Genomic DNA, 26727 nt, shown 5'->3' with positions numbered 1-26727 from the left:
ACGCGCCCAGGCAGCACCCCGGGCGCGGACCGGGTTCGCCCCCGTTTGGGTTACCCTGCCGGGATGTTCACCGTGACCTCGATCAACGTCAACGGCCTGCGCGCGGCCTCCGGCAAGGGCTTCACCGCGTGGCTGGCGGGCACCTCCGCCGACGTCGTCTGCCTCCAGGAAGTCCGCGCCGAGCCGCACCAGCTCGCCGACGAGGTACGCGAGCCCGAAGGCTGGCACACGGTATACGCCCCGGCCGCCGCCAAGGGCCGCGCCGGAGTCGCGGTGTACTCGCGCATCCAGCCGTCCGCGCACCGCGTCGGCTTCGGCTCCGCCGAGTTCGACGGCGCCGGGCGCTGGATCGAGATCGACCTGCCCCGCGTCACCGTCGTCAGCCTCTACCTGCCGGCCGGCGAAGCCGAGACGCCGAAGCAGGACGAGAAGAACCGGTTCATGGCCGAGCTGGGCGCGCACCTGGTCGTGCTGCGCGAGAAGGCCGCCGCGGACGGCCGCGAGGTCGTGGTGTGCGGCGACTGGAACATCGGACACACCGAAGCCGACATCAAGAACTGGAAGGGCAACCTCAAGAAGAGCGGGTTCCTGCCCGAAGAGCGCGCCTGGCTCGACGGCGTATTCGGGTCCGTCGGCTACATCGACGTGGTCCGCTCCCTGCACCCCGGTGTTGCCGGCCCCTACTCGTGGTGGTCCTACCGCGGGAAGGCCTTCGACACCGACACCGGCTGGCGCATCGACTACCACGCCGCCACCCCGGGCCTCGCCAAGACCGCCGCCACCGCCGTGGTCGAACGCGCCGCCACCTACGCCGAACGCTGGAGCGACCACGCCCCGGTGACCGTCGCCTACGACTTCGCCGCCGAGTAACCGAGTAACCGAGTAGCCGGGCAGCCGGGCAGCCGAGCTGTCAGCGGATCCGGCGAGGCTGCCCTCGACAGCGGCCCCCGACGTGCTGCCCACGTGACGCGAGGGAAGCCGGGATCGGTGTGAGACTGGGCACGGAGGGGGTGATCCCCGTGACGGATCCACCGCACCCGCCGCCCGGTCCCGGCCCCGCCGTCGACGAGAGCCGACTGGAACAACTGATCAGCGAAGCGCAGACCGACCGGCCCGTCGACCTGCCGCCCCTGGCGAACCGGTGCGCCTCGGCCCTCGGCCTCGACGCCGCGGCGATCTACCTCGTCGACCTGCAACAACAACTGCTCATCCCGCTGGACGAGGCCGCGCAGCCCCTTCCGGTGGACGGCTCGCTGGCCGGCTGGGCGTACCGCACGGTCTCGCCGCGGGTGGCCGAGTCCGGTGACGGCGTGGTCGCCTGGATGCCGCTGCTCGACGGTGCGGAACGGCTGGGCGTCCTGGCGGTGCGGACCGCCGTCCTCGACGGAGTCCGGATACGTCGCAGCCGGATGCTGGCCCACCTGCTGGCCATGCTGATCACGTCCAAACGCGCCTACAGCGATTGGCTTGCCTCCCGCACGCGGGTGGCACCGATGCAGTTGCCCACCGAGATGCTCCGGGCCTTCCTGCCGCCGCGGACCATCGGCACCGTCAGGTGCGTTTCGACCGCAGTCCTCGAACCCGCGTACGACATCGCCGGAGACGCATTCGACCACTCGGTGCTCAAGAACGTGCTGCACACCATGATTCTCGACGCCATGGGCCACGACCTGATCGCGGGCCTGACCTCGTCGGTGGCGATGGCAGCGGCAAGGAACGCCCGCCGCAGCGGCGGTGATCTCGCCGACGTTGTCGGAGCTGTCGACGAGGCGATCACGCGGTGGCGGCCCGACCAGTTCTGCACCGGAGTGCTGTGCCGGTTCGACGTCGAAAGCGGAGTGCTGCGCTGGGTCAATTGCGGCCACCCCGCGCCGCTGCTGATCCGTGCCGAGCGGGTGATCGCCGGGGCGCTGGACAGCCCCCCGCAGCCGCCGATCGGCTTGGCCGGGCCGTTCCGCTCGGCGGGGTGGCAGGTGCACGAAGCGACACTGGAGCCGGGCGACTGCGTCCTGCTCTACACCGACGGCGTCGTCGAGGCCCGCGACCAGGACGGTGCCGAGTTCGGCCTCGACCGCTTCACCGACTTCATCATCCGCTCCAAGGCCGCCGGCGAGCGCCCCGCCGAAGTGCTGCGGCTGCTCATCCACGCCATCCTCGACTACCAACGCCACCGGTTGCGCGACGACGTGACCATCCTGCTCTTCGAATGGCACCCGCCGCAGTAGCGGCCCGCCGCCACCGCCGACCCGACACCGGCACGGGCCGCCTCCCGGCCGTCCCTCCGGAAGGCAGCCCGCGAACCCGGGTCAGTCCTCGTGCACCAGGCTCACGTGCACCGCGTCCTCGCCCGCGGCACGCCGCTCGAGGAGCGCGATGCCGTGCTCGACGTCGTCCAGGCCGACATGCGTCCCGGCCATCGTGCGGGCGATCTCGGGGCGGTCGGCGAGCAGACGCACCGCCTGCTCCATCGACGACGGAGTCGAGCCCGCGCAGCCCTGGATCGACATGTTCTTCAGCGAGATCAGATCGACCAGGACGCCGTCGACGGGGGTGAAGTGCTTGAGCCCGGCCAACGCCACCCGGGCCCCCGACAGCGCGGTCAGGTCGAGCGCCGTGCGGAACGCCGCGGGCACCGGCGTCAGGTCCATGACGACGCTCGCCATGCTGCCGCCGGTCAGTTCGCCCACGCGGGCGACGACGTCCTCGGCCTCCACGTCGATCACGTGGTGCGCGCCGAGCGCGAGTGCGGTCTTCAGCCGCAGCTCGTCGGCGCCGGTACCGGTCACGATGACCTGGCTCGCCCCGCACGCCAGCGCCGCCGCCGCACACAGCAGGCCTTGGTGGCCGGGGCCCTGCACGACCACGCGGTCGCCGGGGGAGACCCGCACCGACGCGACCCAGTTGAGTGCGTTGGCGAGCGGCTCGAACACGGTCAGCTCGGCCGCGGTCAGCGACTCCGGCGCCTTCATCAGGTGCGTGTTCGGCAGCAGCCGCAAGTACTCGCCGTAGCCGCCCCACAGGCCGCCTTCATGGTCGGCGCCCATCGTGTAGCCGTACAGCCGGAGGTTCGTGCACAGCCCGGCACCGGCCAGGCACGTCTTGCAGCGCCCGCACTTGACGATCTCGTCGACGCACACCCGGTCGCCCTCGGCCAAGCCCCACGCGGCCGCGGACTCCGGGGTGATCGCGTGGATCCGGCCGACGATCTCGTGTCCGGGCACCACCGGGCTCGCCTCGCCCGGCACGTGCTTCTGGCCGTGGAACTGCATCACGTCGCTGCCGCACATGCCGACGGCCTCGACCTTGAGCACCGCACCGCCGGGCGGCGGCGCGGGGATCGCGAACTCCCGGACCTCGTATGTCCCGTCCCCGAGGAAAACCGCCGCCCGCGCCGTGCCGCCCATCGCTGCTCCTCCGCTCGCCACACTGCCAAAACCGATCACGCGCGTCGACTTGTCGAACGCGCGTGACGATTATTCGAAATATCGGCGGCGAGCGCCAGCCCCGGACCGCGCCCGGCTCAGTCCGCCGGGCCGATCCCCAGGTACCGCTCCAGGTTGCGGTGCGTGTTGATGACCCGCTTCTCCTCCTGCGACAGCACGATCTCCGTCAGCCCCGGCTGGTTCAGCCCCCGCTGGATCCCGGCCAGCACCGCGGCGTCCTGGTTCAGCACATAGCCCAGGTCGAGGTCCTCGAACGCGACCCGCAGATCCATCGGCTTCGCATACGGCGCCTCCGCCGACGCCCGCCGGAACGCGAAGATGCCCATCTCCGCCATCCCCGGCACCGCCCCGGGCCGCGCCACCAGCGCACTCAACGTGTCCGCCGTCACCAGCACCGAACAGTTCGGGAACAGGTTGTACTGGTGCAGCCGCATGATCCGGTCCGTGTCGAACCCCGACAAGTCCGACCCCTGGGTCGCCGCATGCACCCGGATCCGCTCCGCGATCACATCGGCGAGCGTCGACCCCTCCGGCACCTCCGGCACCGAACCCGGCTCGGACACGCCCATCCGCCCGCCCTGCGTCACCACGAACGAATCCCACACCTCGGCATCGCTCAGCCCGCCCGCGAACCGCGGACTCGCCAACCCGTACAGCTGCTCCGACTTGCCGGTATGCCCCCACAACCGCTGCGGCGCGTTCACATCGTCGATGTTGCGCAGCAGTTCGGGATGCAGCGTCTGGATGTGGTACGTCTCGCTGAACCCGTCCGCCACCGTCTTCCAGTTCGCCGCCACCTCGCCCACCACCGACGCCGTGCACCGGAATTCCTCCAGCCGCGCCCACGACACATCCGCCGGCACGCCCTCCAGATACACGTCCAGACCGGGCGCCTCGAGGTCGAGGTTGACGAACACGAACGGCCCCCACGTGTCGACCTGCGCCGACAGCAGCGGGAATTCCGACAGCTTCAGCGAACCGAAGCCCTTCCGGCCCGGCACCCGGCGCAGCTGCCCGGCCAAGTCCCACGTCCACCCGTGGTAGCCGCACTTCAACTCCGCAAGCCCCGAACCCGAGCCGCTGCACAGGCTGTTCCCGCGGTGCCGGCACGCGTTCTGGAACGCCCGCAGCGTCCCGTCGCCGTCCCGCACGATCAGCACCGAGAACGGGCCGACCCGGTACTCGAACCAGTCCCCGGGCTCCGCGACATGGTCCACACAACAGGCCAGCTGCCACGTCCGCGGCCACAAGCGGCGCAGTTCCAGTTCCGCGAACTCCGCCGAGGTGTAGCGGTGCGCCGGAATCCGCACAAGACCGGCACCAGGGTCGACCGGCCCTGTAGCGGTGCCGTCGTCCACCCCCTGGTGCAGCCGTGCGTCGGCGATCGCCGGATGGTCCTGGGGCGCGGTCATCGGGGCCTCCTGCCGCGCCGCGTCGGGCGCGCGGCGCTCGCGGGGCGCAGAGTGCCACGGGCTCGCGGAGCGTACAAGGGGCGCGCTGTGCGACCGCGCAGGTCGACACGTGTGCACCTGGCCATCCGCCCGATAGCAGGCCGATCCGCACTAGCCACACGGCAAGTAAGAATCCCCGAAGAATCAGGGATCCCAGCAAAATTGACGCGGCATCAGGCTTGTCATCCGGCAATCCACGACGTACGTTCTGACACACAGCCCCACCGCACGACCCGCCCGCACACGACCCGGGGGAGAGAACCCGCGATGGCCGCACCGGCACCCGAAGACACCTACGGCAAGGTGCTCTCGGCCGCCGTCGACCTGTTCGGCGAACACGGCTTCGCCGGCACCTCGCTGCAGGCCATCGCGGACCGCGTCGGCGTCACCAAAGCCGCGCTGTACTACCACTTCCGCACCAAAGACGAACTCCTCGACGCGCTCATGCGGCCCGCCCTCAACGACCTCGAACGCGTCCTCGACGACGCCGAACGCCGCAAAGGCGACGCGGCCCGCCAACGCGTCCTGTTCGAGGGCTACGTCGACTTCCTGCTGCGCTACCGCGCGCTCGCGGTGATCCTCCACCACGACGTCTCGGTCGGCACCCACCCCGCCGTCCGCCCCCGCCTCGGCTCGATCACCGCCCGCGTCGACGGCGTCCTGCAGGACCCCGCCCGGCCGGTCGAATACCGCGTCGCGGCAACCGTGGCCCTCGGCGGCTTCTACTCCGCCATCGCCACTTTCCCGCACCTGCCCGACCCCGAACTGCGAGCCGTGCTGCTGGACATCGTCCGCCGCCTGCTCACCCCCCGGCGCATCCGCAGCACCGCGCCCGCACCCTCCGTGCGCGCCGTCCCCGCGCACGGCTGACCGTCCCCGCCGCCCCGCGGCACCCGCGCGGCCCGCGACGCACCGCGGCCGCGCCCCCGCACATCCGCACCACGGCTCCACGGCTCCACCGAACGCAGATCCACCGATCCACAGGTCACACCGACCGCCCCGGCAACAGGAGGCTCCCATGACGTGTCCGGTCATCCCGGCAGGCTTCGACCCGACCGACCCGGACCTGTACATCGAGCGCCTCCCGCTCGAGGAGTTCGCGTCCCTGCGCCAGACCGCGCCGGTGATCTGGGTCCCGCAGACCCCCGAGGTGTCCAACTTCGGCGACGACGGCTACTGGCTCGTCACCCGCCACGCGGACGTCAAGGAGGTGTCCACCAAGCCCGAGCTGTACTCGACGAACCGCAAGACCGCGATCATCCGCTTCGCCGAAGGCATGGACGTCAGCTCCATCGACGCCCAGAAGCTCATCATGATCAACATCGACCCGCCGGAGCACACCCGCCTGCGGTCGATCGTCCAGCGCGGCTTCACCCCCCGCGCCATCAACGCCCTCAAGGACGCCCTCACCGAGCGCGCCGCGCGCATCGTCCACGACGCCCTCAAGGCAGGCAGCGGCGACTTCGTCACCCAGGTCGCCTGCGAACTTCCCCTCCAGGCCATCGCCGAACTCATCGGCATCCCGCAGGAGGACCGCGGCCGCATCTTCGAGTGGTCGAACCAGATGCTCGGCTACGACGACCCCGAGTACGCCGCCGACTCCTCCGTCGGCGCCCAGGCCGCCGCCGAGGTCATGATGTACTCGATGGGCATGGCCGAAGAGCGCAAGGCCTGCCCCGCGCACGACATCGTCTCCAAGCTCGTCGCCGCGGAATCCGAAGGCTCGCTCTCCTCCGACGAGTTCGGCTTCTTCGTGCTCCTCCTCGCGGTCGCCGGCAACGAGACCACCCGCAACGCCATCACCCACGGCATGCTCGCGTTCTTCGACAACCCCGACCAGTGGGACCTGTACAAGCAGTCCCGCCCGGACACCACCGCGGACGAGATCGTCCGCCACTCCTCGCCGGTCATGTCCTTCCAGCGCACCGCCACCGCGGACACCGTCCTCGGCGGCCAGGAGATCAAGGAAGGCCAGCGCGTCGGCATCTTCTACAGCTCCGCCAACTACGACCCGACCGTGTTCGAGAACCCGGAGAAGTTCGACATCACTCGGGACCCGAACCCGCACCTCGGCTTCGGCGGCGGCGGCCCGCACTTCTGCCTCGGCGCCAACCTCGCCAAGATGGAGATCAACCTGATGTTCGAAGCCATCGCCGACGCGATGCCGAACATCAGCAAGGCCGCCGAACCCCGCCGCCTCCGCCACGCATGGATCAACGGCATCAAGGAACTGCAGGTCAAGTACGCCTGACAGTCCGGCCCGCGGCGCCCCGCGCCCACCCCGGAACCCCGGCCCGACCCGGCCGGCCCCATGAATGCCCCTCCGCCTACGGGAGCAGCGGAGGGGCATTCGTGTGTCCGCGACTAGGTATAAGTAACTGGCCCTTGCTGGTATATCGCATAACCAACCCCCACAACCCCTCACCAGCAAGAAGAAGGGGAATCGCGCGGCGAGCGGCTCCGAGCGCGCCGGAGGCCGGCGGCCTGCCAAGTGGCGGTGTATCCGGCACACCACCGCTCGATGGCTCCGCCGCCGGCGGGTGATCCGGTGGGTGATCCCGCGGAGGAGCGGGCGGATGCATTGCGGGCGTTGGTGGCGACGGTGCGGAGGCAGCCGACGGCGACCGTCTTGCACCCCCGCGACCGCCGGAATGTGTTTGTCCGCCTGTGCCGGCCCCACTAGCGTGCCGTCGTGGACGATCTCTTCTCCCCGTCGTGGGCAGCCCTGCGTGAAGCCGTCGCCGCCCTGGAAAACGAGGACTTCGCCCGGCCGTCGGGCTGCCGTGGCTGGCTCGTCCGCGACCTCGTGTGCCACTTGGTCATCGACGCGCAGGACGTCCTCATTACCTTGGCCACCCCGGCGGGCGGCGCGCCGACCCGCGACGCGGTCACATACTGGAGCGTCACCCAGACGCCGCCCGACGGCAGCGACCCCCTCGACGCGCTGATCGTGCGGCTCGCCGCCGCGTACCAGGATCCGGCACTGCTCGCCTTCCATCTGGACGACGTCGGCTCCGCCGCCGGCCGCGCCGCCGAACTGGCCGATCCCACGGTGCGCGTGGAGACTCAAGGCCACGTGCTCACGGTCCGCGACTACCTGGGCGCGTATGTCCTGGAATGGACACTGCACCACCTCGACCTGGTTGCCTACCTGCCCGACGCCGCTGCGCCGCCCGCCTCGGGCCTGGCGCGGTCCCGTGCCATGCTCGAGCAGATCGCGGGCGCTGCCTTCCCGGCTTCGTTCTCCGACACGGACGCCCTTCTCGTGGGCACCGGGCGCCGTGCCGCGACCGCGGCCGAGGAGGCCGGACTGGGGGAGTTGGTGCGGCAGCTGCCGTTCGTCGTCGGCTGAGGTGCCGTCCGTCGGGACGCTGCGGGATGATGCGGCCAGGGCCGACTCGCCTCGCCTCCCGAGGAACCCCGCTGCCGCGCCCGCGACATCGTCGTTCTCGCGGACGTGCACGAGGTCGTGCGGCGGCGCACCGGGATGTTCTTCGGTGCGGAACGGGACGACCCGCTGCTGCCGCTCCACGTGCTGCGGCGCGCCGTCGACGATGCGCTGTGCGAACAGCCCGTCGGACCGGTGCTGCACGTCGGCGTCGTAATCGCGTCGGACGACCGCTTCCCCGCCGACGACGGCCCTGGATTGCCGGCACAGCCCCGCGCCGACGGAACCCCGTGCGCGGTGGCGATGTTCCGCCAACTGTTCGCAGGCAGGAACCCGCCCCGCGGTGTGGGCTTGGCGGTTCCGATCGCATTGTGCTCGGCGGTGACGGTCCCGCTGCGCCATCTCGGTCGCGCTTATCGGCTCGACTCGGGCTACCGGCGCGGTACCGGGCTCACCGATTTCGGCCCTGCCGAAGGGCATGGCACCGCCGTCGAGTTCGTGCTCGACCGGACCTTCGTTCCGGAAGGCTTGCCGGTGGACGCCGTGGACGCTCTCGCGAGCCCCCGTCCTGGTGGCGAGGGCGTATCCACGGCCGCGTCGACCTCTGTATCGAGGACCGCCGTTCGGGCGTGCTCCTCGCGCGTCATCTGCTCCCCGGGTGATCCGGCCGAGCGTGATCCGTCGTTCCGTTCGGGGACATCGCGGACAAGCCGGGGCGCTGTGCCGCGTTCCGCGGATTGACGGATCCGGCGGCGGGGGTCGGCGCGTCTTGGGAGGGGATGTGTGGGGCCGGGTGCCCGGGCGGGGCGGGTGGCGGCGTCGCTAGGGTTTGCGGACGGCCCGGTGTGACGGGCGGCCCCCGGGCGGTTCCGGGGCCTCCGGGACCGACAGTGGTACGAGGAGATGCAGACGATGCGTGACCATGCCGCAGGCAAGGCGGCGGTGCTGATAGCCGCTTCGACGTTGCTTTTGGCCGGGTGCAGTGGTGGTTCGGGCGGGTCGAAGGCGACGCCCAAAACGGCTGCGAAGGACACTCCCGGGCAGGGCGGGGCGCAGGCGATGGTGGAGCTTCCCGATTTGACCGGGAAGGATTTGGCGACGGCGACGGCGACGGCGAAGCAGTTGGGGTTCGCGTCGATCGGCTATCACGATGCGGTCGGGAAGAATCGGGCGCCGGTGCCGGACAAGACGTGGAAGGTGTGCGACCAGACGCCGAAGCCGGGTCCGTCGAGTGTGCAGGACAAGGTCGATTTCGGTGCGGTGCCGAGCAAGGAGAATTGCCTCGCGCAGCCGACGGTGAGTGCGCAGAAGCCGACGGGTGCGCCGACGAAGGCGTCGTCGACGGGTGGGGTGACGACGCCGCCGAGGAACGAGCCGACGCGGCCGGATCCGCGTCCGACCACGAAGAACCCGTTCCCGACGACGATCGTGTTCTACCGGAACTGTGCGGAGGCGCGGGCGGCCGGTGCGGCGCCGCTGCATGTCGGGGAGCCTGGGTATTCGCGGATGTTGGACCGGGACGGCGACGGGGTGGCGTGCGACCGCGGCTGAGTCGCGGGTTGGGTCAGGCGTGGCGGGTGCCGTGGTGGAGGACGGCGGCTGATGCGGTGGCCGCGAGGGATGCGGCGGCCATGCCGAGTGCGGTGATCCATGCGGCGTGGCCGGCGCCGTTGCCGGCTTGGCCGAGGTAGAGGCTGCCGAAGACGGCGACGCCGAGGACTTGCCCGAATTGGGTGACGGTGGCGAGGAGCCCGCCTGCGTCCGGGGCGTCGCCGGGTGCGACTTTGCGGAGGCCGAGGGCCATGACGGGGCTGTAGGCGGCGCCGAGGGGGATGCCGACGGCGGCGAGGGCGACCATGATGACGGCTTGGTTGGCGTGTTCGTGTTGGGCCCAGCCGAGGGCGAGGTAGGCGGCGGCGACCACGGGCATGGCGAGTGCCGGGAGCAGGGCGTGGAGGCGTGCCGGGGTTTTCTGCCAGTTGAGGCTGACGAGGGCGAAGGCGGCGGCGCCGGAGACGAAGACGAGTCCGGCGTGGAGGGCGGTGTAGCCGCGTCCGTTGTCGTGTCCGGCGGGGCCGGTGCCTTGGAGGTAGAGGGCGAGGGTGAAGAGGAATCCGGCGTAGGCGGTCATGGTGAGCAGCAGGGTGACGGCTGCGGGGGTGACGCCTGGGGTGCGGAGGAGGCGGCCGGAGACGAGGGGTGTGCCGCCGTGTTTTTCGGTGGTGTGTTCGATGCGGGCGAAGGCGGCGAAGAGGATGCCGCCGGCGGCTATGGAGAGCCATCCCCAGAGGGGCCAGCCGTGTTCGTGGCCGAGGACGAGGGGGACAACCGTGAGGAGCATGGCGGGGGAGACGACGAGGAGTCCGGGGAGGTCGAGGCCTCGTAGGCGGGTTCGGGTGGTGGTGGGTGCGGGGGTGTCGTCGGGGAGGAGTCGGGGGGTGAGGGCGAGGAGGGCTAGTCCGACGGGGACGTTGACGAGGAAGACGGGGCGCCAGGACCAGCCGAAGAGGTCGGCGCTGACGAGGAGGCCGCCGAGGATTTGGCCGGCGACGGCGCCTCCGGCGATGACGGCGGCGTAGAGGCCGAGGGCGCGGGCTCGGGCGGTGCCGTCGAAGGTGCGTTGGATGAAGACGAGGACTTGGGGGACCATCAGCGCTGCTCCGGTGCCTTGGATGGCGCGGGCGGTGATGAGGGTGCCGGTGCCGGGGGCGAGGCCGCAGGCGAGGGATGCGGCGGTGAAGACGGCGAGTCCGGTGAGGAAGAGGCGTCGGGTGCCGAGGGTGCGGCCGAGTCGGGCGCCGGTGACGATGAGGGCGGCGTAGGCGATGGTGTAGCCGGAGACGACGAGTTGGAGTGCGGATCCGGTGGCGTGGAGGTCGGTGCGGAGGGTGGGGCCGGCGACGTTGACGACGGAGACGTCGAGGAGGGCCATGAATTGGCCGGTGAGGACGGCGGTGAGGAGGAGTGCGGGGCGGGTGCGTGGTGGTGTGGTGGTGGGGGTGGGTGGGGTGGTGAGGGTGGTCATGGCGGCCACTTTTGCGGGTGGCGGGTACCGGTAACAGGAGTGCGGTTATCCGGGTATGGGTGGTACCTGGATGGCGGGTCCTGGGTGGGTGAGGATGGCCGGCATGAGTGCGGGTGAGCGTGGCGTGGCGTCGGGTTCGGTGGTGGGGTCGGCGGTTGGTGGGGATGTGCCGGTGGCGGGGCATGTGGTGCGTCGGGGTGAGTTGTCGGCGTTTTTGCGGTCGCGGCGGGAGCGGATCGGTCCGGCGGAGGTGGGGTTGCCGGTGGGGTCGCGTCGTCGTACGCCGGGTTTGCGGCGTGAGGAGGTCGCGCAGTTGGCCGGTGTGGGGGTGACTTGGTACACGTGGTTGGAGCAGGGGCGGCCGATCAAGGCGAGTGCGCAGGTGTTGGATGCGGTGGCGCGGACGTTGCGGATGGATGTGCCGGAGCGGGAGCACTTGTATCGGTTGGCGGGGATTCCTTCGGTGGCGTTGCCGGAGGTGGGGGATTGTGTGTCGGTGGAAGTGCCGGTGATTTTGGCGGCGTTGGATCCGTTGCCGGCGGCGGTGTACAACGCGCGGTGGGATGTGCTGGCGTGGAATGCGTCGTATGCGGCGCTGTTTCCGTCGGTGACGATGGCTCCGCGTGGTGAGTGCAATGTGATGTGGCATGTGTTTACGGGGGCGTTGTGTTGTAGTCCGTTTGTGGATGCGCCGGCGGAGATGCCGCGGTTGGTGGCGTCGTTGCGGCCGGCGTTCGGGCGGCATATCGGGGAGCCGGCGTGGTCGGCTTTTGTGGCGCGGTTGTGTGCGGCGAGTGGGGATTTCGCGGCGATGTGGGCGCGTCAGGATGTGGCGGCGGCGGAGTCGCATGTGAAGCGGATGCGGCATCCGGATTTGGGGGAGTTGCGGTTGATGTCGACGCAGATGGCGTTGGCGGTTCCGGAGACGCGGATGACGGTGTACACGTCGGTGGACGAGGCGACGCGTGCGGAGTTGCTGCGTTTGCGGTCGGTTCCGTGGTTGCGGACGGGGTGTCCGGAGCATGGGTATCGGCGGTATCGGAATCCGGTGGGTCCGGATGCGGATGGTGCGGCGGGGGTGGCGCCGGGGGTGTCGGCTGCGGTGACGATGGTGTGAGCCGGTGTGCGGTCGGGCCGCGGTGGGGCGGTGTCGGGGTGCGGATGGTGCGGCGACACTGCGGGGTGACATCTTCGGATCGGTGCCGTCGTGGCGGGTTGGCGCGCTAGCCTGCAAAGACATGGCAAGGGGCCGCGTCCCGGCCCGTCAGCCGCTGTTTCCGGGGAGGGCCCATGGCCACCGGTGTCACCCCAGGCTCGCAGACGCGCGGCCTTGTGATCTGCACGCTTGTCTATTTGGTGATTGCGTCGTTGTACAGCGCGTTGTACGAACCGGCTCCGTGGATGTGGTTCGGCTGGAGTGTGATGGCGATCGTTTCGGCGGTCTTTCTGGTCACCGAACGCGACTGACGGCGACCCTCCGCAGAAACGATCGTCCACGTCGGCCGGGAGCCCGTCCGGCGGCGTTCCCAGGCCCGCGGGCCGCCGGTCTTCCGGGGGTCACAGCACGAGCAGGTCGAACAAGCGGTCGAGTTCGGCGGCCGGGTTGGCGGTGAGGCCGCCGTGTACGGGCCCGGGCTGGACGACGGCGCTGCGCGGCGCCGTGAGCCAGCGGAAGCGGCGGCCGAGCGGTTCGGTGCCCGCGGGTCCGGCGCCGGGCGCGCCGGCGCAGACGAGTTCCCAGGCGGCGAGCGCGGCGCGGGTCTGCACGGTGTCCGCGGCGGGGTCGAGTACGCCGAGGCGGGCCACGTCGAGGTGGGTGCGTGCGCCGAGGAAGTCGAACGCCTGGCTGTAGAGGACGACGCCGGCGTTGATGCATTCGCCGCGGTCGACGCGGGGGATGAGCCGGATCAGCGCGTACTCGAAGAACTCGCGAGGCCGGGCCGGGGCTTCGGCGGTCAGCGGGGCCGCGGCGGGCGCGGCCGCGGGGACGGTGGCGGGAAGGTCCGGGACACCGGGGGTGGTGGGCGTGGAGGTCATGCGGCATCGACCTCGGGGAGCCAGGCCGCACGGTGGTCGATCCGTGCGAGCAGGTGGTCGGAGTATGCGGCGCGGAGCGCGTCGGGGGAGTCGAGGCCGAGCGCGATCTCGTTGTCGCCGGGTTGCAGCCAGGCGTCGGGGACGAGGGCGGTGACCTCGGCCAGCAGCTCGGGGGTGATCTGCGGGGCGAGGACCTTGTCGGCGTCGTGCAGGTGCCCGGCCGCGGTCGGGGCGAGCACGTGGTCGGACGCGTCGTAGGGCCGCGCGGCGGCGGCCTTCGCCGCCGACCAGGCGTGGTGGAACCACAGGGCGGCGCCGTGGTCGATGAGCCACAGCTCGCCGTGCCACACCAGCAGGTTCGGGTTGCGCCATGTGCGGTCGACGTTGCTGGTGAACGCGTCGAGCCACAGCACGCGTGCCGCGGTGACCGGGTCCGGCTCCCACGCGGCCGGGTCGAAGCCGACCGCGCCCGGCAGGAAGTCCATGCCGAGGTTCAGCCCGCCGGACGCCTGCAGCAGGTCCTGGACCTCCTCGTCGGGCTCGCTGCGGCCGATCACCGGGTCGATCTCGAGACCGACGAGGTCGGGCACGCGCAGACCGAGCCGGCGCGCGAGTTCGCCGACGACGACTTCGGCGACCAGGACTTTGGGGCCCTGGCCGGCGCCGCGGAACTTGGCGACGTACGTGCCGAGGTCGTCGGCTTCGACGATGCCGGGCAGCGAGCCGCCTTCGCGTAGCGGCGTGACGTAGCGGATGGCGTGGACGAGGGGGAGCACGAGGCCAGCCTAGGGCGTTCCGGGGTGATCTTGATACCGCCGCGGGGGCGGGTCGGTGGCGGGGGAGCGGGGACCGGGCCGAGGTACCGCGGTGGCGGTGCCAGGCCGGCGGCTGTGCCGGTCCTGCGGTGAGGGAGGTGCCGAGCGCCGAGTGCGGGAGTGAACGAAACCCTCGGGCGCGCCGGTTCGCGGCGGCGGGTAGCTTCGGACGTCGGGCGGGGTGGGCTTTCCTGCCGCGTCATGGGCGGTCCGTCGGGCCGCGCCGTCGCAGCCGGTGCCCGTGGGGTGCTTTCCCATGGCGGACCCTGCGGCAGCCCCGCAATTTCGCTTTCCCCGCCAGGCCGTGTCCGTCACCCTGGCGCCATGTCCGTCCTCGTCCTGGCTCCGCGCAGTACCGAAACCGACCGGCAGCTGGTGGGTGCCGCGCTGCGCCGCGGCATGCGTGCCGAGCGTTTGTCCGGCTGGCGTGTTCCGCCGGAGCTGCGCGGTGTGGCGGCGCATGTGTACGCGGGTCCGTTGTTCGCCGATGCGGTGGCCGGCGCCCTGGGTGTTGCGCTGCTGGAGGTGCCGGAGACGTGGCTGCCGGGTGTGCCTGCGGAGTTCCTGGGGCGGCGGGTGTGGGCAGCGACGGCGGCGGAGTTGCGGGCCGGGTTCGCGGGTCCGCTGTTCGTGAAGCCGCCGAACGAGAAGCTGTTCGCGGCCCGCGTGTATGCGGATGCCGGTGCGTTGCCGTCGCCGGAGCTGGTCGACGCGGACACGCTTGTTTTGGTGTCGGATGTGGTGCGCTTCGGTGCGGAGTTCCGGGCGTTCTGCCTCGACGGGCGGGTGGTTGCGGTGAGCCGGTACGCCGTGGAAGGCGATCTGGCGGTGGCGCCCGCGGACGAGTGTCCGGAGGGTGCGGACGCGTGGGCGTTCGCGCAACGCGTGCTGGACGCGGAGGCGGCACGGTTGCCGAGTGCGGTGGTCGTCGACGTCGGGCGCACCGGCGCGGTGGAGCCGGGCCTGCCGCGGAGGGCCGGTGGCGGCGGGTGGGCGGTGGTGGAGGCGAACGCCGCGTGGGCTTCCGGCGGGTATGCGTGCGATCCGGACGCCGTGCTGGAGGTGGTGCTGCGCGCGGCCGGTCCGGCGGGGGAAGTGCGTGCCCGTGACGCGGGCTTCGTGCGTGCGGCGGCGGTCGTGGAGGGCTGAAGGCCTGCGGTGGGCGCGGTGCCCGGGCATGCCGCGGGGGCGCGGTCGGTGACCGCGCCCCCGGGGCGTGTGCCTGTGGGGTGTGCCGGGGTCAGCCCCGGCGTCCCAGGCGGTCCATGATGAGCACGCCGTCGTTGCTCAGCAGGAGTCCTGCGGTGTTCTTGCCGAAGTAGGCGGTGATGCGGCCTTCCTGGTACGGCCACAGGGGCACGTCCTGGGCGAGCTGCTTGGCCAGTTCGGTGTACGCGGCTTGGCGCTGCGCCGGGTCGCTGGTCTTGCGGCCCTGGTCGAGGGCGGCGTCGGCCTGTGGGTTCTTGTAGGAGAGGAAGTTGCTGGGGCTGGAGGAGTACAGGTAGCTGTACACCGTCGGTTCGACGTCGGAGACCGTCCAGTTGTGCATCGCGGCCTGGAAGTTGCGCTGCACGCGGACCGTGTTGGTGTACGTGACGATCGCCTGGGTCTCGGTCTTGACGCTGATGTTCTTGAGGGTGTTCAGCTGGGTGAGGATGTATTCGCCGGTCTTGCCTGCCTGGTTGTTCTGCGGGAGCAGGTAGGTGAAGCTCAGCGGCTTGCCTTCGGCGGCGAGTTCGTCGAGGAGGCGTTGGGCTTCGGCGCGGTTGGCGGCGGGCATGCCGGGGGTTCCGGGGGCGACGAGGGGGCTGTCGCTGGGGAAGATGCTGGTGCCGGGGACGCCCTGGTTGGTGAACGCGATCTTGTTGATGTCGTTCGGGTCGAGGGCGAGGGCGACGGCCTTGCGGGCGCGCGGGTCGTCGAACGGCGGGCGCGAGGCGTTGAAGACGATGGCTTCGCCGACGATGACGGGGACCTGGGTGATGCCGAGTCCGCGGTCCTTGGCCTTGGCGGCGTCGGTGGAGCTGACGGTGACCTTCAGGTCGCCGCGGCCGGCGGCTATGCCGTTGAGGGCCTGCTCGCTGTCGCTGAGGACGCGGAAGGTGACCTTGTCCAGGAGCGGCTTGCTCGGACCCTGCCAGTAGGTGGGGTTCTTGGCGAGGGTCATGTGGCTGTCGCGGACCCATTCGCTGATGGTGAACGGTCCGGCGCCGACCGGGTGCGCGGCGAAGCCCTGCGGGTCTTTCTGCAGTGCGGTCGGCGAGGGGATGAACGCGAGCGACGAGGCGACGACGCGGTCGAAGTTGGCGTTGGGTGCCTTGAGGGTGACCTTGAGGGTCAGCGGGTCGACGACCTCGGTGGAGGCGATCGGGGCGGCGGCGCCGGCGACGAGGGAGCGCCGTTCGGGGTTCTTGTGCTCGTCCCAGGTCCACTTCACGGCGGCGGCGTCGTAGGGGGTGCCGTCGGTGAACTTGATGTTGGGCTTGATCTTGAGCGTCCACACGGTGCCGGTGGGGTCCGCGGTGAGGCTTTCGCCGGTCTGCGGAATCGCTTTTCCGGTCTTCGGCTCGCTGTAGAAGAGCGAGTCGTAGATGGCGTTCAGGCGCGAGCTGTCGACGTAGTAGTTGCTGATCGCGCCGAACGGGTCGATCTTGGCCATGTCGGTGACGGCGATGATCTCGAGGGAGCCGCCGGGCTTCGCGGCCGCGGTCGCGGCGGCTTCGGCGCCGGCCGGGCTGCCGCTGTTCTTGCTGCTGCCGCCTCCGCCGCAGGCGGTGGCGACGAGGGCGAGGGCGGCCACGCCGGCGGCCAGGGCGCCTGCTCTGCGCTTGCGGCGGCGTGGGGTCGGTGCGTGGTGCATGGGACGTCCTTCCGGGAGCTGGCGCACGCGGTCGGGGACGCGACAGAAACGGAACCGGATATTCCGTTTCCGTGGCATGCCGCAGGAGCCGCGCTCTCAACTGTTCGGGCATGCCTAACTGACGGAGCGTCAGAAGTCCAGGTCCCGCGCGGATGCGGGCAGTTGTTGGCACGCCGTGCCAGCCCGTGGGCCCGGAATCGGCACCGATTCCGGGCCCGACAGCGGTCCCAAGGGGGCGGAGGCTACGGTTTGCGGCCCCAGATGTACACCTGGTCACCAGTGCGCGTCACCGAGAACAACGCCTTCGCATCCGAGTAGCGCATGTTCACGCAGCCGTGCGACCCCGGCGGATCCGACATCGCGCCCGCGTACGCGTGGAACGCCTGCCCGCCGTCGAAGTACTGCGAATACGGCATCGACACGTTGTACAGCGTCGACCACTCCTTGACCTTCTTGGCGTAGATCTTCTTCATCCCCGCACGCGTGGGAAAAGCCTTGCGGCCGCTGCGGATCGGCACGGGCCCGAACGTCCGCTTGCCGGCCTTGTCCTGCACCCACATCGTCTGGTGGGTCAAATCCACACACACGATCCGCACATACCCGCGCGGACACGACTGCGGCGGGGACGACGCCGCCTCCGCCGCCGGAGCCAACGCGAACACCAACGCCCCGGCCACCGAAGCCGAAACCAGCGCATGACGCCACGGCCGAGCCGCGGAACGCGCAACGAGACGCATGGGCAACAACTCCAAAACTCGCACTCGCAACCGACACCACGATCCCGGCCTCGGAACAGCCACCCGAGGCGGCCCCGGCCGGAAAGGCCACCAGCATCGCGGCCCGAACCGACGTGACGCACCTCGGCGTTCACCCGCGAGGATGACGTTCGGCCAGTCGGCGGCGCGATCCGGCCGAGACCGAGACCGAGGCCGAGGCCGAGGCCGGGGCAGGAGGGAGAGGCGGGGCGGCGCCGGACCCAAGGCGGGCGGAGCCTTTGCGGAGGCCGACGGAAGCGAGTCGGGTGTGGTGCCGAGACGGGCGACCGGCGGGCCGCGGCCGGCCCGGGGCTCGACGGGGGCCTCCATCGGCGATCCGCCCTGCTACTTTCGTCGGTCCACTCGTCGACCTGCGGCCGTAGTCGCCACCCCGCCCCGCGGCCAGCATGGAACCATGAAAAAGCTCCTGGAAACCGCCGGATTCGTCCTGGCCGTCATCGGCCTGGGCGGCATCGTGCACCACTTCTTCGGCTGGTTCCGGTTGTGGACGGTCCTGCACCACATCCCGTTCCTGCACGGCACCGTGCTGCTGTGGTCCAACATCGTCCTCGTCGTCATCGGCGCCGCCCTGATGGTCGCCTCCGACTCGGTCGGCGACCGCACCGACCACCCCCGCCCCTCCATACCGTGAAAACCCCTCGCGCCCTTGCCCGGCGGCCTGGCACCGTCGCCGAATGACCGCGCCGTACGCGATCCGCGCCGACCACGACGCCCGCACCATCGTCGTCTACCAGGCCTACCCCACCGCCGTCGCCGATGCCGCACTCGCCGCCGGCCGCTTCGTGCCGCCCTTCTCGTTCGGCCGCATGACCTGGATCAAACCCTCGTACCTGTGGCTCATGCACCGCAGCAACTGGGCCCGCAAACCCGGCCAGGAACGCATCCTCGCCATCCGCATCACCCGCACCGCCTGGGACCACGCCCTGACCCACGGCACCCTCACCACCCGCCACCCCGAGGAGGTAGCCCGCGCCGACATCCACATCCAATGGGACCCCGAACGCTCCCTCCGCGGCGCCGCCCTCAACCACTACAGCATCCAAGTCGGCATCGGCCGCACCCTCATCCGCGCCTACGCCGACGACTGGACCACCGACATCACCGACCTGACCGCCCGCACCCGCACCATCGCCGACCTGCTCCGCACCGGCCGCCACCCCCAGGCACGCCGACTCCTCCCACCCGAACGGCCGTACCCCAACCTCCCCGCGAGCCTCACGGCCGGACGCTGACGACCGCGGCAACTCCGGACAGCGGACGCTCCGGAAGAACAACGGCGCGGCCTGCAACGGAGGAGGCGGCGTGGATTACGCAGGGAGTGGTGCGTGCCGGCAGGTTCCCGCGCCGAGCATGAAGGAGCGCACTTGCGTCGCCGCGGAAGAACGGCACTCGTCCGGTGCGGGTTCGTGGCGTCCGGCCAGGCCGGGGGCGGTCTATCCGGGTGCCCTGCGCGGCGGCCGGCCCGGCGACCCTGCGTCGCGCAGCCGCGCACCGCACAAGGTGCGGGCCCGGCACGCCCGGACCGCTACGCGGTCGTCCTCGCACAGGCCTGCAAAGCAGCCTCGAGAGTTCGGAATTCGCCGATGCGGCGGTGACGGCGCCGGCGGCGCCCGGCACGGCGCGGACGCGATGCGCGGGCCCGACGGACGCAATTGCGCTGAGCCGCGGTGGCCCTTGCTGCACACCAGCCGACCGAACGACCCCACAACCGAACCACCGCCCGCTCACCCCCCGACGCGACCACACCCGACCGCATACTCCGGCAGCGCCACCGTGCTGCTGATCCTCCGCCCCATCCGCAGCATGCCGTTCAAGAACAGGGGGCGGGAAAGCAGCGCGTTGCGCAGCCGTATGCCGGTGGTCGTGGCGGGGGCGAGGAACTTGGCGGTGCGGTCGCCGCCCGACTGGCAGGCCTGGGCGTACCTGCGCAGCCGGCTCTCGTAGCGGGTGAACGCCGTCCGGTGGTCGCCGCGGGCCTCGGCCAGCTCGCCGGCCAGCACGTAGGCGGCGACGATCGCGGTTCCGGTGCCCATGCCGCCGATGGTGGCCCCGCAGGCCGCGTCGCCGACGAGGCACACCCGCCCCTGCGACCAAGCGCCCACGTCCGCGCGGCTGATCGCGTCGAAGTACAGGTCGGGAGCCTGCTCGAGGGCGGCGATCAGGCGCGGCACTTCCCAGCCCAGGCCCGCGAACGCGTCCGCGATCAGCTGCTTGTGCCGGTCGGGATCGTGCCGGTCGTACCGCAGGGGCGGCGAGGCGAAGACGGCGAACGCGCCCGCGCGCGCCGGGTCGCGGTGGTCGGCGCCGACGGAGACGAACCGGCCCGGTGTGCTGTAGCCGACCGAGCCTCGTCCGAGCCCCGGGCAGCTGTTGCCCGGCATCGGCCAGGTGGCGGCGTAGTAGCCGAGATGGCGGACGTAGTCCTGCTCCGGTCCGAACGCGAGCCGGCGGACGTTGGAGTGCAGCCCGTCCGCCCCGATCACCAGGTCGAAGTCCCGTACGGTGCCGCTGCGGAACTCGACCCGCACGCCGGACGCGGTCTCGGCGAGGCCGGTGACGGAGTCGCCGAAGACGTACTCGGCATACGGGGCGCTGTGCTCGAACAACAGCCGGGCCAGGTCTTCGCGGAGGACCTCGATCTCGCCTCCGGCGAACTCGGCCGGCAGATGCAGGAGTGTCCGGCCGGTGGCGTCGACGAAGCGGATGGGGCTGCCGCCGGTCCGGAGACGGCGCAGCTTCGGGAGCAGGCCCATGCGGTCCAGCACGGTCAGGTGGGTGTCGCCGCGGAAGTCGACGGCGTGGCCGCCGCTGCGCAGGGCCGGGGCGAGTTCGACGACGGTGGGGGTGAAGCCGTGGCGTCCGAGCCAGTAGGCCAGCGCCGGGCCGGCGATGCTCGCGCCGGAGATGAGGACGTTCCGGTTCACGGGTTGCGCGGAAGGCCTGGGATTCACGGGATGCCCCTCACGGAGAAACTGTGTCTGGTGGACACTGTTGATTACTGCGTACCATAGACACAGTTGAAGAGCCGCGACAAGACTGAACCCGGGGAGAGGGCGACGTGAGCGACGACAAGCCCGACGAGGCCGCGGCCGCGGCGGTGCGCCTGCTGTGGGGGCCGCACCCCAAGCCCGCACGGGGCCCCCGGCCGACGCTCGACCTGGCGCGCATCGCCCGCGCCGGCATCGCCGTCGCCGACGAAAGCGGCCTGGCCGAGGTCTCCATGCAGCGGATCGCGGCGGAACTGGGTGTCACGAAGATGGCGCTGTACCGGTACGTGCCGGGCAAGGCCGAACTGGTCGCCTTGATGGTGGACGGCGCGATCGGCCCCTACCCGGCGTCGGACGAGCCGGTCGGCGACTGGCGCGGGCAACTGCACGCCTGGGCCCGCGGGCTGCTCCTGCTCTTCCGCCGGCACCCCTGGGCGCTGGAAGCCACCGTCGGGCTGCGGGTCATGGGGCCCGGGGAACTGTCCTGGATGGAACGCGCCGTCTCCGCCCTCGACGGCACCGGACTGACCGGCGCGGAACGGATGGACGCCGCGCTCCTGCTCTCCGGTCACGTACGGGCGATCGCCCAACAGGCCCGCGCCGCAGGCCCTGCCGGCAACCCCGAAGCCCAGCTCGGCGCCGTGCTCGGCGAGCTGATGCAGACACACGGCGAGCAGTTCCCCGCCCTCACGGCGGCCCTCGCCTCGGCAGCCGGGTCCGCGGACCAGGACCAGGCCTGGGACTTCGGCCTCGACCGCATCCTCGACGGCCTGGCCACACTGATCGACGCACGCAACCGGTAACCCCCCCGCAGGAGCCGGGCGGTCCCACCCCCACTCGCCCCGAGTGCGGTGCGCAACCCGCCGGAGAACTTCGCGATCACGACGTCGGAATCCGGAGCGAGCCACAGGTACGGGCCGAACATCCCCACGCCGCACATGCGCCGCGGCCTGTCGGCAGGCATCCACCACTGGTTGGTGGAGGTGCCGAGCACGCCGCTGTCGTCGTCACCGGTGCCGAACGGGCCACCGCGGAAGGTCTGTCCGATCCACGCCGCGGGCACGACCTGGCAGCCGTCGTAGACGCCGCCTGGCGCATCCCCGACGACACGGCACCGCCACGCGCGTCGACGTGACACCGGAATGCGTCTTCGACTTGGCCCCGGCGGTTGGAGCTGCTGCGCTCGCATGTTCAGGTGCCGGGTATGCGCAGCCGGGCTTCGATGGGGCTTACGCCGAGTGATCTGCGCAGGCACGGCGGCACGGGCAGTGTGCTGCTCCGCGTTTCCCGTGTTGGTCGGCGGCAAAGTCCCAGGTGTCCCCGGAGCAGCCACTATGGCGTTCCCGAGCGGCCTGGCCGAACGGGGGTGTGGCCCCCCTGTGCCGGCGGTCCGCGTCGAACGGCTCCGGTCCGGTCTGACCGTCGACGACGCGGTCGAAGCGGCTGACACGCACAACCGGACGAAGGCCGGCGAGTCTGCGCGGGACCACGCGCCCTTCGAACCGTGACGTGGAAGGCCGGGTTCTTCGCGGACAAACGCCCCACCGTCGGCGACACTCGGCGCGGCTGAACGCGCGACGACGGTGCTGCCGTCTTGCCAGGCGACTGGTCTCGCACGACGACCGCGCGAGCATGCGTGCTCGTTGCCGTCGATCGTGCCGACGAGTCCGCCGACGACATCCTCGCGCATGCCGGCAGCGACGCTTTGAGCCTTCTCCGCCACGTCCTCACCTGCGTCCCCGAAGGGGAGGAATACGACGTCGTGTTCCGCCTCGTAGGGCGACGAGGTCAAACCTGCGGCGGCTCCGAAGGCGACTCGCCCGCGGACGGGACCCCGACGTGCGCGACCAACGCCGCGTGCAGCGGCAGCCACGCCGCACCCGCGCACCGAGCCGCGACCTCGTCCGGGGACAGCCACGCCGCCTCCACGGCCTCCGTTCCGGACGGGGGAGCGGTCGGCGATCCGACACCGTCGAGTCGCGCGGTGTGGAACGCCAGGAAGTCCCGCGCCGGATAGCGGTGCCCCGGCGGGGGAGCATCCAGCAGCTCGATCGTCTGGCCGCCGAACAACCGCAACGCGTCCAACGGCAGCTCCAACCCCGTTTCCTCCGCGAGTTCCCGCGCCGCACCCTCGCACGGCGACTCCCCGGGCTCCAGATGCCCGCCCGGAACCTCCCACACGCGCCCCGGCACCGCGACCCGCGTCACCAGCGTCCGCCCCACCGCATCCACCACCAGCGTGAACGCCGTGGTCACCGCGAACCCGTCGGGAACCGCGTCACACACCACCACTTCCATCCGATGCGGCAACGCCAACCACGGCACCGTCCCCGCCACCAACACCCGAGCCGTCACACGTCCTCCCACCACCGGCAACCCGGGGCGCCCCAAGCGCCCACGCCGAGATCCCTTCCCGACGCCCCGACCACCGCACCGAACCAGCGGCGCGCTGCGGTCGTTCGATGTCGGACCCGCGGCCGGAGAACGATCGCTGATCGAGATCCCCCGTCCCCGTCCCGTCCTCAGGATCGGAAGCCGTCCCCGCAGGCGGGGCCGGCTCGGCCCACGGCCACTCGGAGCCCGAACGCCGCCACGAGCCCAGACCGGGCCGCGGACCCGCACGGCGCGACCGAAAGCCCGCCCCCGGCTACTCCCGCCCCGCCTCCGCCGACGCCGCCCCAGCGGCCCGCTGCGTCAGCCCCGCCGTCAGGTGAATCAGCTGGTCGGTCAACTGCTCGATCCGCGTCCGCGAACGGTCGGCCTCCCCGCGAGCCGTGTCCAGCGCCGCCTCGGTCGCCGACAAACGCGCCTGCAACGCGGCGAGTTCCGCACGCGCAGCGTCCGCGTCCGTACGGACCCGCGCCGCGTCCGCGGCCAGCCGCTCCGCTTCCCCACGCGCCGCCGTGGCCTGCCCCACCGCAGTGTCACGCTCGGCCAGGGCGTCCCGGGCCGCGGACTCGGCCGCACCCCGCGCCGCTTCCGCGTCGGCCGCCGACGCCTCCGCCGCGGCCCGCGCACGGGACGCCTCCTCGGCACGCGACCGCGCCGCGTCACGCTCCACGCCTGCTTCCCGAGCCGCCGCCTCGGCAGCCTCCGCCCGGGACTCGGCCTGGCCGCGCGCCTGCTCGGCGTGGTCCGCGCGCGCCGCCGCACGCGCGGCATCGTCACGCGCCTGCGCCGCACGCGACTCCGCCCGCTCGCGCGCATCCCGTTCGGTGGCGGCGCGGGCCGCCGCCAAGTCCCGCTCGGCACGTGCGGCTTCGGCCGCCTCCGCGGCGCGGTCCGCCTCCAGCAGCGCACCGTCACGCGCGGTGTCCGCGGCCGCGGCCTCGGCGCGCGCCGCGTCGGCAGCCGCCTGCGCCTCGTCGCGTTCCGCGAAGGCCAGCTGTGCTTCCGCGCGGGCCGCCTCGGTCTCGGCGAGCGCGGACTGTTCGGCCTCGCGGGCCGCCTCCCGCCCCGTGTGAGCGGCGGCCACCTGGCTCGCGGCCTCGGCACGCACCTCCGCGATCTGCCGTTCCACACCCGACGCGCTCAGTTCCCCGGACAGCGCGTCGGCGAGCGCGTCGGCGAGCTGCTCCATGCGCTCGACCATCTCCCACGTACGCGCCACCTGCCCGGGCAGCCCCGGCGCGTACCGCTGCCGCTGCCGGGCGTTGCGCGCAGCCTTCAAACAGGCCCCGTCGTTGTCCTGGCAGTACCGGAACGGCCGCCCCGCCCCCGGCTTTTGCACCACGGGCCGCCCGCAATGGGCACACGGTCGCGTATCGGTCGTCTCGTCCACGGTGATCACCCTAGAGCCTGCGTCACCCGACTCCCGCGGTACGGCACAGGACCTCCCGCGCCCGCGCCGTACCGCCCGACAGCACCGAACCGATGCGTGCAGCCACAGCGCACGACGGTCCGGAATCGCTCCGCTCCCAGGAGACCTGCTCGCCGCCGTGTCCGCGTGTTCCGCGGCGGGGGCGGCACCGCCGCCGCGGCCGTTCGACGAGTCGGCCCGTTTCCGGGAGTGCGTGCGCCAGGGGAGCGGCCGAGGGCGCTTCCCGGACCGGCCGGTGATGAGGCCGGGGCCCGGGGAGACGCACATGCCGTCGATCGAGCGGGCCCCGGAAGCCCCGCGTACCCCTACCGCCGGGCGGTGAAATCTGCGGCCACGCCCGCCCCCGAGAACGCCGGCGGCGGCAATACCCGGAGGGCGCACCGCCCACCCGCCCGTCGACCCCGCCGCCGCGGCTCCCCAGCCAGACCGCGGTCAGACCCCCGGCAGACGGCCCTCACCCCACCCGGTACATCCCTCCGACCCCGCCGACCCGTCCCGCCGGGCCGCCGTCCGCGACCGCCTCGCGCAGCAGCTTCGCCGCCACCCCGGTGCCGTCCCCGCGCACCGTCCCGGCCACATCCGCCGCCCGCGCCCGCATCTGCCCGGCCAGCGCCGTGTCGAGTGCCGCGGTCAGGGACGCCGCGGTCGGCGCGGGACCGTCGTGGGCCACGCCGATCCCCAGATCCGCCACCCGACCGGCCCAGTACGGCTGGTCGGCCAGCTGCGGCACCACCACCTGCGGGACGGCCGCGCGGGCCGCCGTCATCGTGGTGCCCTGCCCGCCGTGGTGGACGACCGCGGCCACGCGGGGGAACAGCGCCTGGTGGTTGGCCTCGCCGACCACGAAGCAGTCGTCCGCGCCGTCCGCCGCCGCCAGGTCCGCCCACCCGCGGCCCAGCACCAGCCGCCGCCCGTGCGCACGCGCCGCCGCGATCGCGGCCTGGGCGACATCACCGGACCCGTGCAGCGGCATGCTGCCGAAGCCCACATACAACGGGGCCTCGCCCGCGTCGAGGAAAGCCGCCAAGTCGTCCGGCAGCGGTCGCTCGTCGGGCAGGATCCACGACCCCGTCTGCACCACGTCCAGGCCCGGCGTCGCAAACCACGGGTCCAGTACCGGGTCGGTGGCCAGCCACGGCCGGGCGCCGACGACGTATTCGCGTACGTCGTCCACGGGCGCCAAGCCCAGCGTCTTCCGGGTGGCGTTGAGCGCCCGACGGAACAGGACGTTGTTGCTCTCCGCGTCCATCTCCCACAGCACCGCGGTGTCCGTCACCTCCGGCGGGAACGGCCGCCCCGCATAAGCCAACGGACGCCGCCGCAGCGACGGCAGCGTCAGCTGCTGGAACGTCACCGACACCGACCGGATCCCGACCTTCTCCGCCACCGACAACGCACCCGCCGCCGCCGGCACCATCCCGGTCGCCACCAGCACGTCACAACCCTCGGCGGCGTCCGGCAGCACCTCCGCCTGCCCCGCCATCAACGCGGCCGCACGCTGCGGCATCGACGACGGCGACGGTCCCGAAAGGGTCAACGCCCGCGCCGACGGGCCGACCGGCACCAGCGGTACATCGACGTCGGCCAGCCGCTGCGTGAAATCGTCGTCCGGCGGCGCGCAAACCCGTACCTCCGTGCCGAGTTCCCGCAACCGCACCGCCAACGCCACCAGCGGTTCCACGTCCCCGCGCGACCCATATGTCGACAACAGCACACGCACTTCGAAGCACTCCCACGTCGCCTTGATCCGGCCCTCGGCCCACGATTCTCCGCGACGAACAGCCCCTTGCCACAAGGCCCCTGGCCCGCGATACCTTGATCGGGGCGGGAAGCGGCAGACTTCCCGCCTTCGCCATCACCCCGGACACAACCCGCGCGGGGCGCCGCCACGCCACGAAATCCGCGAACGGCGAACCGGGTTGCCACGCGGCAACCCGACGGATCACGCGAGCCGCCCACGCATTCCGGACGACCTGCCGACGCCGCTCCCACCACCGCGAGCAAGCCCCAGGCGGCGACCGGGACTCCGCATACAGCCACCGCCCACACCACGGCGCCCCACGGACCGACACGCAACCACCAAGTCAGCGCCCCCGGTTACCGTGCCCGCCATGGACCCCCGTCT

General features: G+C 71.8%; 24 protein-coding genes. 13 read left to right on the top strand and 11 right to left on the bottom strand.

The genetic code is table 11. The features are described 5' to 3' along the window. The first annotated feature begins 63 nt into the window (after positions 1 to 63). Together ABEA93_RS23085 and ABEA93_RS23080 are read left to right on the top strand one after the other, a co-directional pair. Positions 64 to 870 (top strand): exodeoxyribonuclease III, encoded by an 807-nt coding sequence (locus ABEA93_RS23085; protein WP_345677601.1) that lies wholly within the window; start codon positions 64 to 66, stop codon positions 868 to 870. 140 nt (positions 871 to 1010) lie between these two features. Next, on the top strand, positions 1011 to 2225 hold the full coding sequence (locus tag ABEA93_RS23080; protein ID WP_425585051.1) for a PP2C family protein-serine/threonine phosphatase: 1215 nt from the start codon (positions 1011 to 1013) through the stop codon (positions 2223 to 2225). A gap of 81 nt (positions 2226 to 2306) precedes the next feature. On the opposite strand, the gene ABEA93_RS23075 is transcribed toward ABEA93_RS23080, so the two are convergent. Both ABEA93_RS23075 and ABEA93_RS23070 read right to left on the bottom strand, forming a co-directional pair. Continuing rightward, a complete protein-coding gene (locus ABEA93_RS23075; RefSeq protein ID WP_345677599.1) occupies positions 2307 to 3404 on the bottom strand; it encodes a zinc-dependent alcohol dehydrogenase in 1098 nt (365 codons plus the stop codon). A 116-nt stretch (positions 3405 to 3520) separates the two neighbouring features. Then, entirely contained in the window at positions 3521 to 4855 is a 1335-nt protein-coding gene (locus tag ABEA93_RS23070) for an aromatic ring-hydroxylating oxygenase subunit alpha (RefSeq protein ID WP_345677597.1), read from the bottom strand. Between the two features lie 306 nt (positions 4856 to 5161). Between ABEA93_RS23070 and ABEA93_RS23065 the strand changes: the two genes are divergently transcribed. The 5 genes from ABEA93_RS23065 (at position 5162) to ABEA93_RS23045 (ending at position 9833) form a co-directional block, all read left to right on the top strand. Further along, complete coding sequence (locus ABEA93_RS23065; RefSeq protein WP_345677596.1) at positions 5162 to 5764, top strand: TetR/AcrR family transcriptional regulator; 603 nt, start codon at positions 5162 to 5164, stop codon at positions 5762 to 5764. 148 nt (positions 5765 to 5912) lie between these two features. Then, the gene (locus tag ABEA93_RS23060; RefSeq protein WP_345677595.1) at positions 5913 to 7145 is read left to right on the top strand and encodes a cytochrome P450; all 1233 of its coding nucleotides are present in this window, start codon (positions 5913 to 5915) and stop codon (positions 7143 to 7145) included. Positions 7146 to 7586: 441 nt separating this feature from the next. Next, on the top strand, positions 7587 to 8246 hold the full coding sequence (locus ABEA93_RS23055) for a maleylpyruvate isomerase N-terminal domain-containing protein (protein ID WP_345677594.1): 660 nt from the start codon (positions 7587 to 7589) through the stop codon (positions 8244 to 8246). Positions 8247 to 8381: 135 nt separating this feature from the next. Then, entirely contained in the window at positions 8382 to 9023 is a 642-nt protein-coding gene (locus ABEA93_RS23050; RefSeq protein ID WP_345677593.1) for a hypothetical protein, read from the top strand. Between the two features lie 171 nt (positions 9024 to 9194). Beyond that, positions 9195 to 9833 carry an excalibur calcium-binding domain-containing protein gene (locus ABEA93_RS23045; RefSeq protein WP_345677592.1) on the top strand — a complete coding sequence of 213 codons (639 nt, stop codon included), beginning with the start codon at positions 9195 to 9197 and terminating at the stop codon, positions 9831 to 9833. A gap of 13 nt (positions 9834 to 9846) precedes the next feature. Here the strand turns inward: ABEA93_RS23045 and ABEA93_RS23040 are convergent, their stop codons facing one another. Next, positions 9847 to 11307: an MFS transporter gene (locus ABEA93_RS23040; protein ID WP_345677591.1), complete on the bottom strand. Its 1461-nt coding sequence runs from the start codon at positions 11305 to 11307 to the stop codon at positions 9847 to 9849. A 103-nt stretch (positions 11308 to 11410) separates the two neighbouring features. On the opposite strand from ABEA93_RS23040, the gene ABEA93_RS23035 reads away from it, so the two are divergent. Next, entirely contained in the window at positions 11411 to 12424 is a 1014-nt protein-coding gene (locus ABEA93_RS23035) for a helix-turn-helix transcriptional regulator (protein ID WP_345677590.1), read from the top strand. Between the two features lie 173 nt (positions 12425 to 12597). Then, on the top strand, positions 12598 to 12774 hold the full coding sequence (locus ABEA93_RS23030; RefSeq protein WP_345677589.1) for a hypothetical protein: 177 nt from the start codon (positions 12598 to 12600) through the stop codon (positions 12772 to 12774). A 90-nt stretch (positions 12775 to 12864) separates the two neighbouring features. On the opposite strand, the gene ABEA93_RS23025 is transcribed toward ABEA93_RS23030, so the two are convergent. Together ABEA93_RS23025 and ABEA93_RS23020 are read right to left on the bottom strand one after the other, a co-directional pair. Next, positions 12865 to 13344, bottom strand: coding sequence for a DUF3037 domain-containing protein (locus tag ABEA93_RS23025; RefSeq protein ID WP_345677588.1), 480 nt, complete (start codon positions 13342 to 13344; stop codon positions 12865 to 12867). Next, the gene (locus tag ABEA93_RS23020) at positions 13341 to 14120 is read right to left on the bottom strand and encodes a HipA family kinase (RefSeq protein ID WP_345677587.1); all 780 of its coding nucleotides are present in this window, start codon (positions 14118 to 14120) and stop codon (positions 13341 to 13343) included. Before ABEA93_RS23020 ends, ABEA93_RS23025 begins: the two co-directional genes overlap by 4 nt. A gap of 363 nt (positions 14121 to 14483) precedes the next feature. Here ABEA93_RS23020 and ABEA93_RS23015 point away from each other — a divergent pair, with 363 nt between their 5' ends. Continuing rightward, a complete protein-coding gene (locus tag ABEA93_RS23015; protein WP_345677586.1) occupies positions 14484 to 15308 on the top strand; it encodes an ATP-grasp domain-containing protein in 825 nt (274 codons plus the stop codon). Between the two features lie 91 nt (positions 15309 to 15399). Here the strand turns inward: ABEA93_RS23015 and ABEA93_RS23010 are convergent, their stop codons facing one another. Together ABEA93_RS23010 and ABEA93_RS23005 are read right to left on the bottom strand one after the other, a co-directional pair. Then, positions 15400 to 17019, bottom strand: coding sequence for an ABC transporter substrate-binding protein (locus tag ABEA93_RS23010; RefSeq protein ID WP_345677585.1), 1620 nt, complete (start codon positions 17017 to 17019; stop codon positions 15400 to 15402). A gap of 242 nt (positions 17020 to 17261) precedes the next feature. Then, positions 17262 to 17756, bottom strand: coding sequence for a L,D-transpeptidase (locus ABEA93_RS23005; protein WP_345677584.1), 495 nt, complete (start codon positions 17754 to 17756; stop codon positions 17262 to 17264). 433 nt (positions 17757 to 18189) lie between these two features. On the opposite strand from ABEA93_RS23005, the gene ABEA93_RS23000 reads away from it, so the two are divergent. Both ABEA93_RS23000 and ABEA93_RS22995 read left to right on the top strand, forming a co-directional pair. Next, on the top strand, positions 18190 to 18426 hold the full coding sequence (locus tag ABEA93_RS23000; protein WP_345677583.1) for a hypothetical protein: 237 nt from the start codon (positions 18190 to 18192) through the stop codon (positions 18424 to 18426). 43 nt (positions 18427 to 18469) lie between these two features. After that, on the top strand, positions 18470 to 19027 hold the full coding sequence (locus ABEA93_RS22995; protein WP_345677582.1) for a DUF4291 domain-containing protein: 558 nt from the start codon (positions 18470 to 18472) through the stop codon (positions 19025 to 19027). 492 nt (positions 19028 to 19519) lie between these two features. Here the strand turns inward: ABEA93_RS22995 and ABEA93_RS22990 are convergent, their stop codons facing one another. Then, positions 19520 to 20719 (bottom strand): FAD-dependent monooxygenase, encoded by a 1200-nt coding sequence (locus tag ABEA93_RS22990; RefSeq protein WP_345677581.1) that lies wholly within the window; start codon positions 20717 to 20719, stop codon positions 19520 to 19522. A gap of 134 nt (positions 20720 to 20853) precedes the next feature. Here ABEA93_RS22990 and ABEA93_RS22985 point away from each other — a divergent pair, with 134 nt between their 5' ends. Continuing rightward, positions 20854 to 21585, top strand: a complete 732-nt coding sequence (locus ABEA93_RS22985; RefSeq protein WP_345677580.1) for a TetR/AcrR family transcriptional regulator — start codon at positions 20854 to 20856, stop codon at positions 21583 to 21585. Positions 21586 to 22570: 985 nt separating this feature from the next. On the opposite strand, the gene ABEA93_RS22980 is transcribed toward ABEA93_RS22985, so the two are convergent. The 3 genes from ABEA93_RS22980 to ABEA93_RS22970 all read right to left on the bottom strand — a co-directional run bounded on the left by ABEA93_RS22980 (position 22571) and on the right by ABEA93_RS22970 (position 26316). Then, on the bottom strand, positions 22571 to 23137 hold the full coding sequence (locus ABEA93_RS22980; RefSeq protein ID WP_345677579.1) for an NUDIX hydrolase: 567 nt from the start codon (positions 23135 to 23137) through the stop codon (positions 22571 to 22573). Between the two features lie 292 nt (positions 23138 to 23429). After that, positions 23430 to 24452 (bottom strand): hypothetical protein, encoded by a 1023-nt coding sequence (locus tag ABEA93_RS22975; protein ID WP_345677578.1) that lies wholly within the window; start codon positions 24450 to 24452, stop codon positions 23430 to 23432. 604 nt (positions 24453 to 25056) lie between these two features. Continuing rightward, positions 25057 to 26316 (bottom strand): glycosyltransferase, encoded by a 1260-nt coding sequence (locus ABEA93_RS22970; protein ID WP_345677632.1) that lies wholly within the window; start codon positions 26314 to 26316, stop codon positions 25057 to 25059. Between the last annotated feature and the right edge of the window lie 411 nt (positions 26317 to 26727).

It is taken from the genome of Yinghuangia aomiensis (genome assembly GCF_039542225.1).
Taxonomy (GTDB): Bacteria; Actinomycetota; Actinomycetes; order Streptomycetales; family Streptomycetaceae; genus Yinghuangia; species Yinghuangia aomiensis.
This window is presented reverse-complemented; position numbering and strand designations above follow the sequence as displayed.

What these genes read in the sequence shown, in the direction of transcription:
- ABEA93_RS23040 (WP_345677591.1), bottom strand. Translation starts at nt 11,307, where the DNA reads ATGACCACCCTCACCACCCCACCCACCCCCACCACCACACCACCACGC.
- ABEA93_RS23065 (WP_345677596.1), top strand. Translation starts at nt 5,162, where the DNA reads ATGGCCGCACCGGCACCCGAAGACACCTACGGCAAGGTGCTCTCGGCC.
- ABEA93_RS23035 (WP_345677590.1), top strand. Translation starts at nt 11,411, where the DNA reads ATGAGTGCGGGTGAGCGTGGCGTGGCGTCGGGTTCGGTGGTGGGGTCG.
- ABEA93_RS23025 (WP_345677588.1), bottom strand. Translation starts at nt 13,344, where the DNA reads ATGACCTCCACGCCCACCACCCCCGGTGTCCCGGACCTTCCCGCCACC.
- ABEA93_RS23070 (WP_345677597.1), bottom strand. Translation starts at nt 4,855, where the DNA reads ATGACCGCGCCCCAGGACCATCCGGCGATCGCCGACGCACGGCTGCAC.
- ABEA93_RS23045 (WP_345677592.1), top strand. Translation starts at nt 9,195, where the DNA reads ATGCGTGACCATGCCGCAGGCAAGGCGGCGGTGCTGATAGCCGCTTCG.
- ABEA93_RS23075 (WP_345677599.1), bottom strand. Translation starts at nt 3,404, where the DNA reads ATGGGCGGCACGGCGCGGGCGGCGGTTTTCCTCGGGGACGGGACATAC.
- ABEA93_RS23005 (WP_345677584.1), bottom strand. Translation starts at nt 17,756, where the DNA reads ATGCGTCTCGTTGCGCGTTCCGCGGCTCGGCCGTGGCGTCATGCGCTG.
- ABEA93_RS23050 (WP_345677593.1), top strand. Translation starts at nt 8,382, where the DNA reads ATGTTCTTCGGTGCGGAACGGGACGACCCGCTGCTGCCGCTCCACGTG.
- ABEA93_RS23010 (WP_345677585.1), bottom strand. Translation starts at nt 17,019, where the DNA reads ATGCACCACGCACCGACCCCACGCCGCCGCAAGCGCAGAGCAGGCGCC.
- ABEA93_RS23085 (WP_345677601.1), top strand. Translation starts at nt 64, where the DNA reads ATGTTCACCGTGACCTCGATCAACGTCAACGGCCTGCGCGCGGCCTCC.
- ABEA93_RS23060 (WP_345677595.1), top strand. Translation starts at nt 5,913, where the DNA reads ATGACGTGTCCGGTCATCCCGGCAGGCTTCGACCCGACCGACCCGGAC.
- ABEA93_RS23015 (WP_345677586.1), top strand. Translation starts at nt 14,484, where the DNA reads ATGTCCGTCCTCGTCCTGGCTCCGCGCAGTACCGAAACCGACCGGCAG.
- ABEA93_RS22995 (WP_345677582.1), top strand. Translation starts at nt 18,470, where the DNA reads ATGACCGCGCCGTACGCGATCCGCGCCGACCACGACGCCCGCACCATC.
- ABEA93_RS23000 (WP_345677583.1), top strand. Translation starts at nt 18,190, where the DNA reads ATGAAAAAGCTCCTGGAAACCGCCGGATTCGTCCTGGCCGTCATCGGC.
- ABEA93_RS23030 (WP_345677589.1), top strand. Translation starts at nt 12,598, where the DNA reads ATGGCCACCGGTGTCACCCCAGGCTCGCAGACGCGCGGCCTTGTGATC.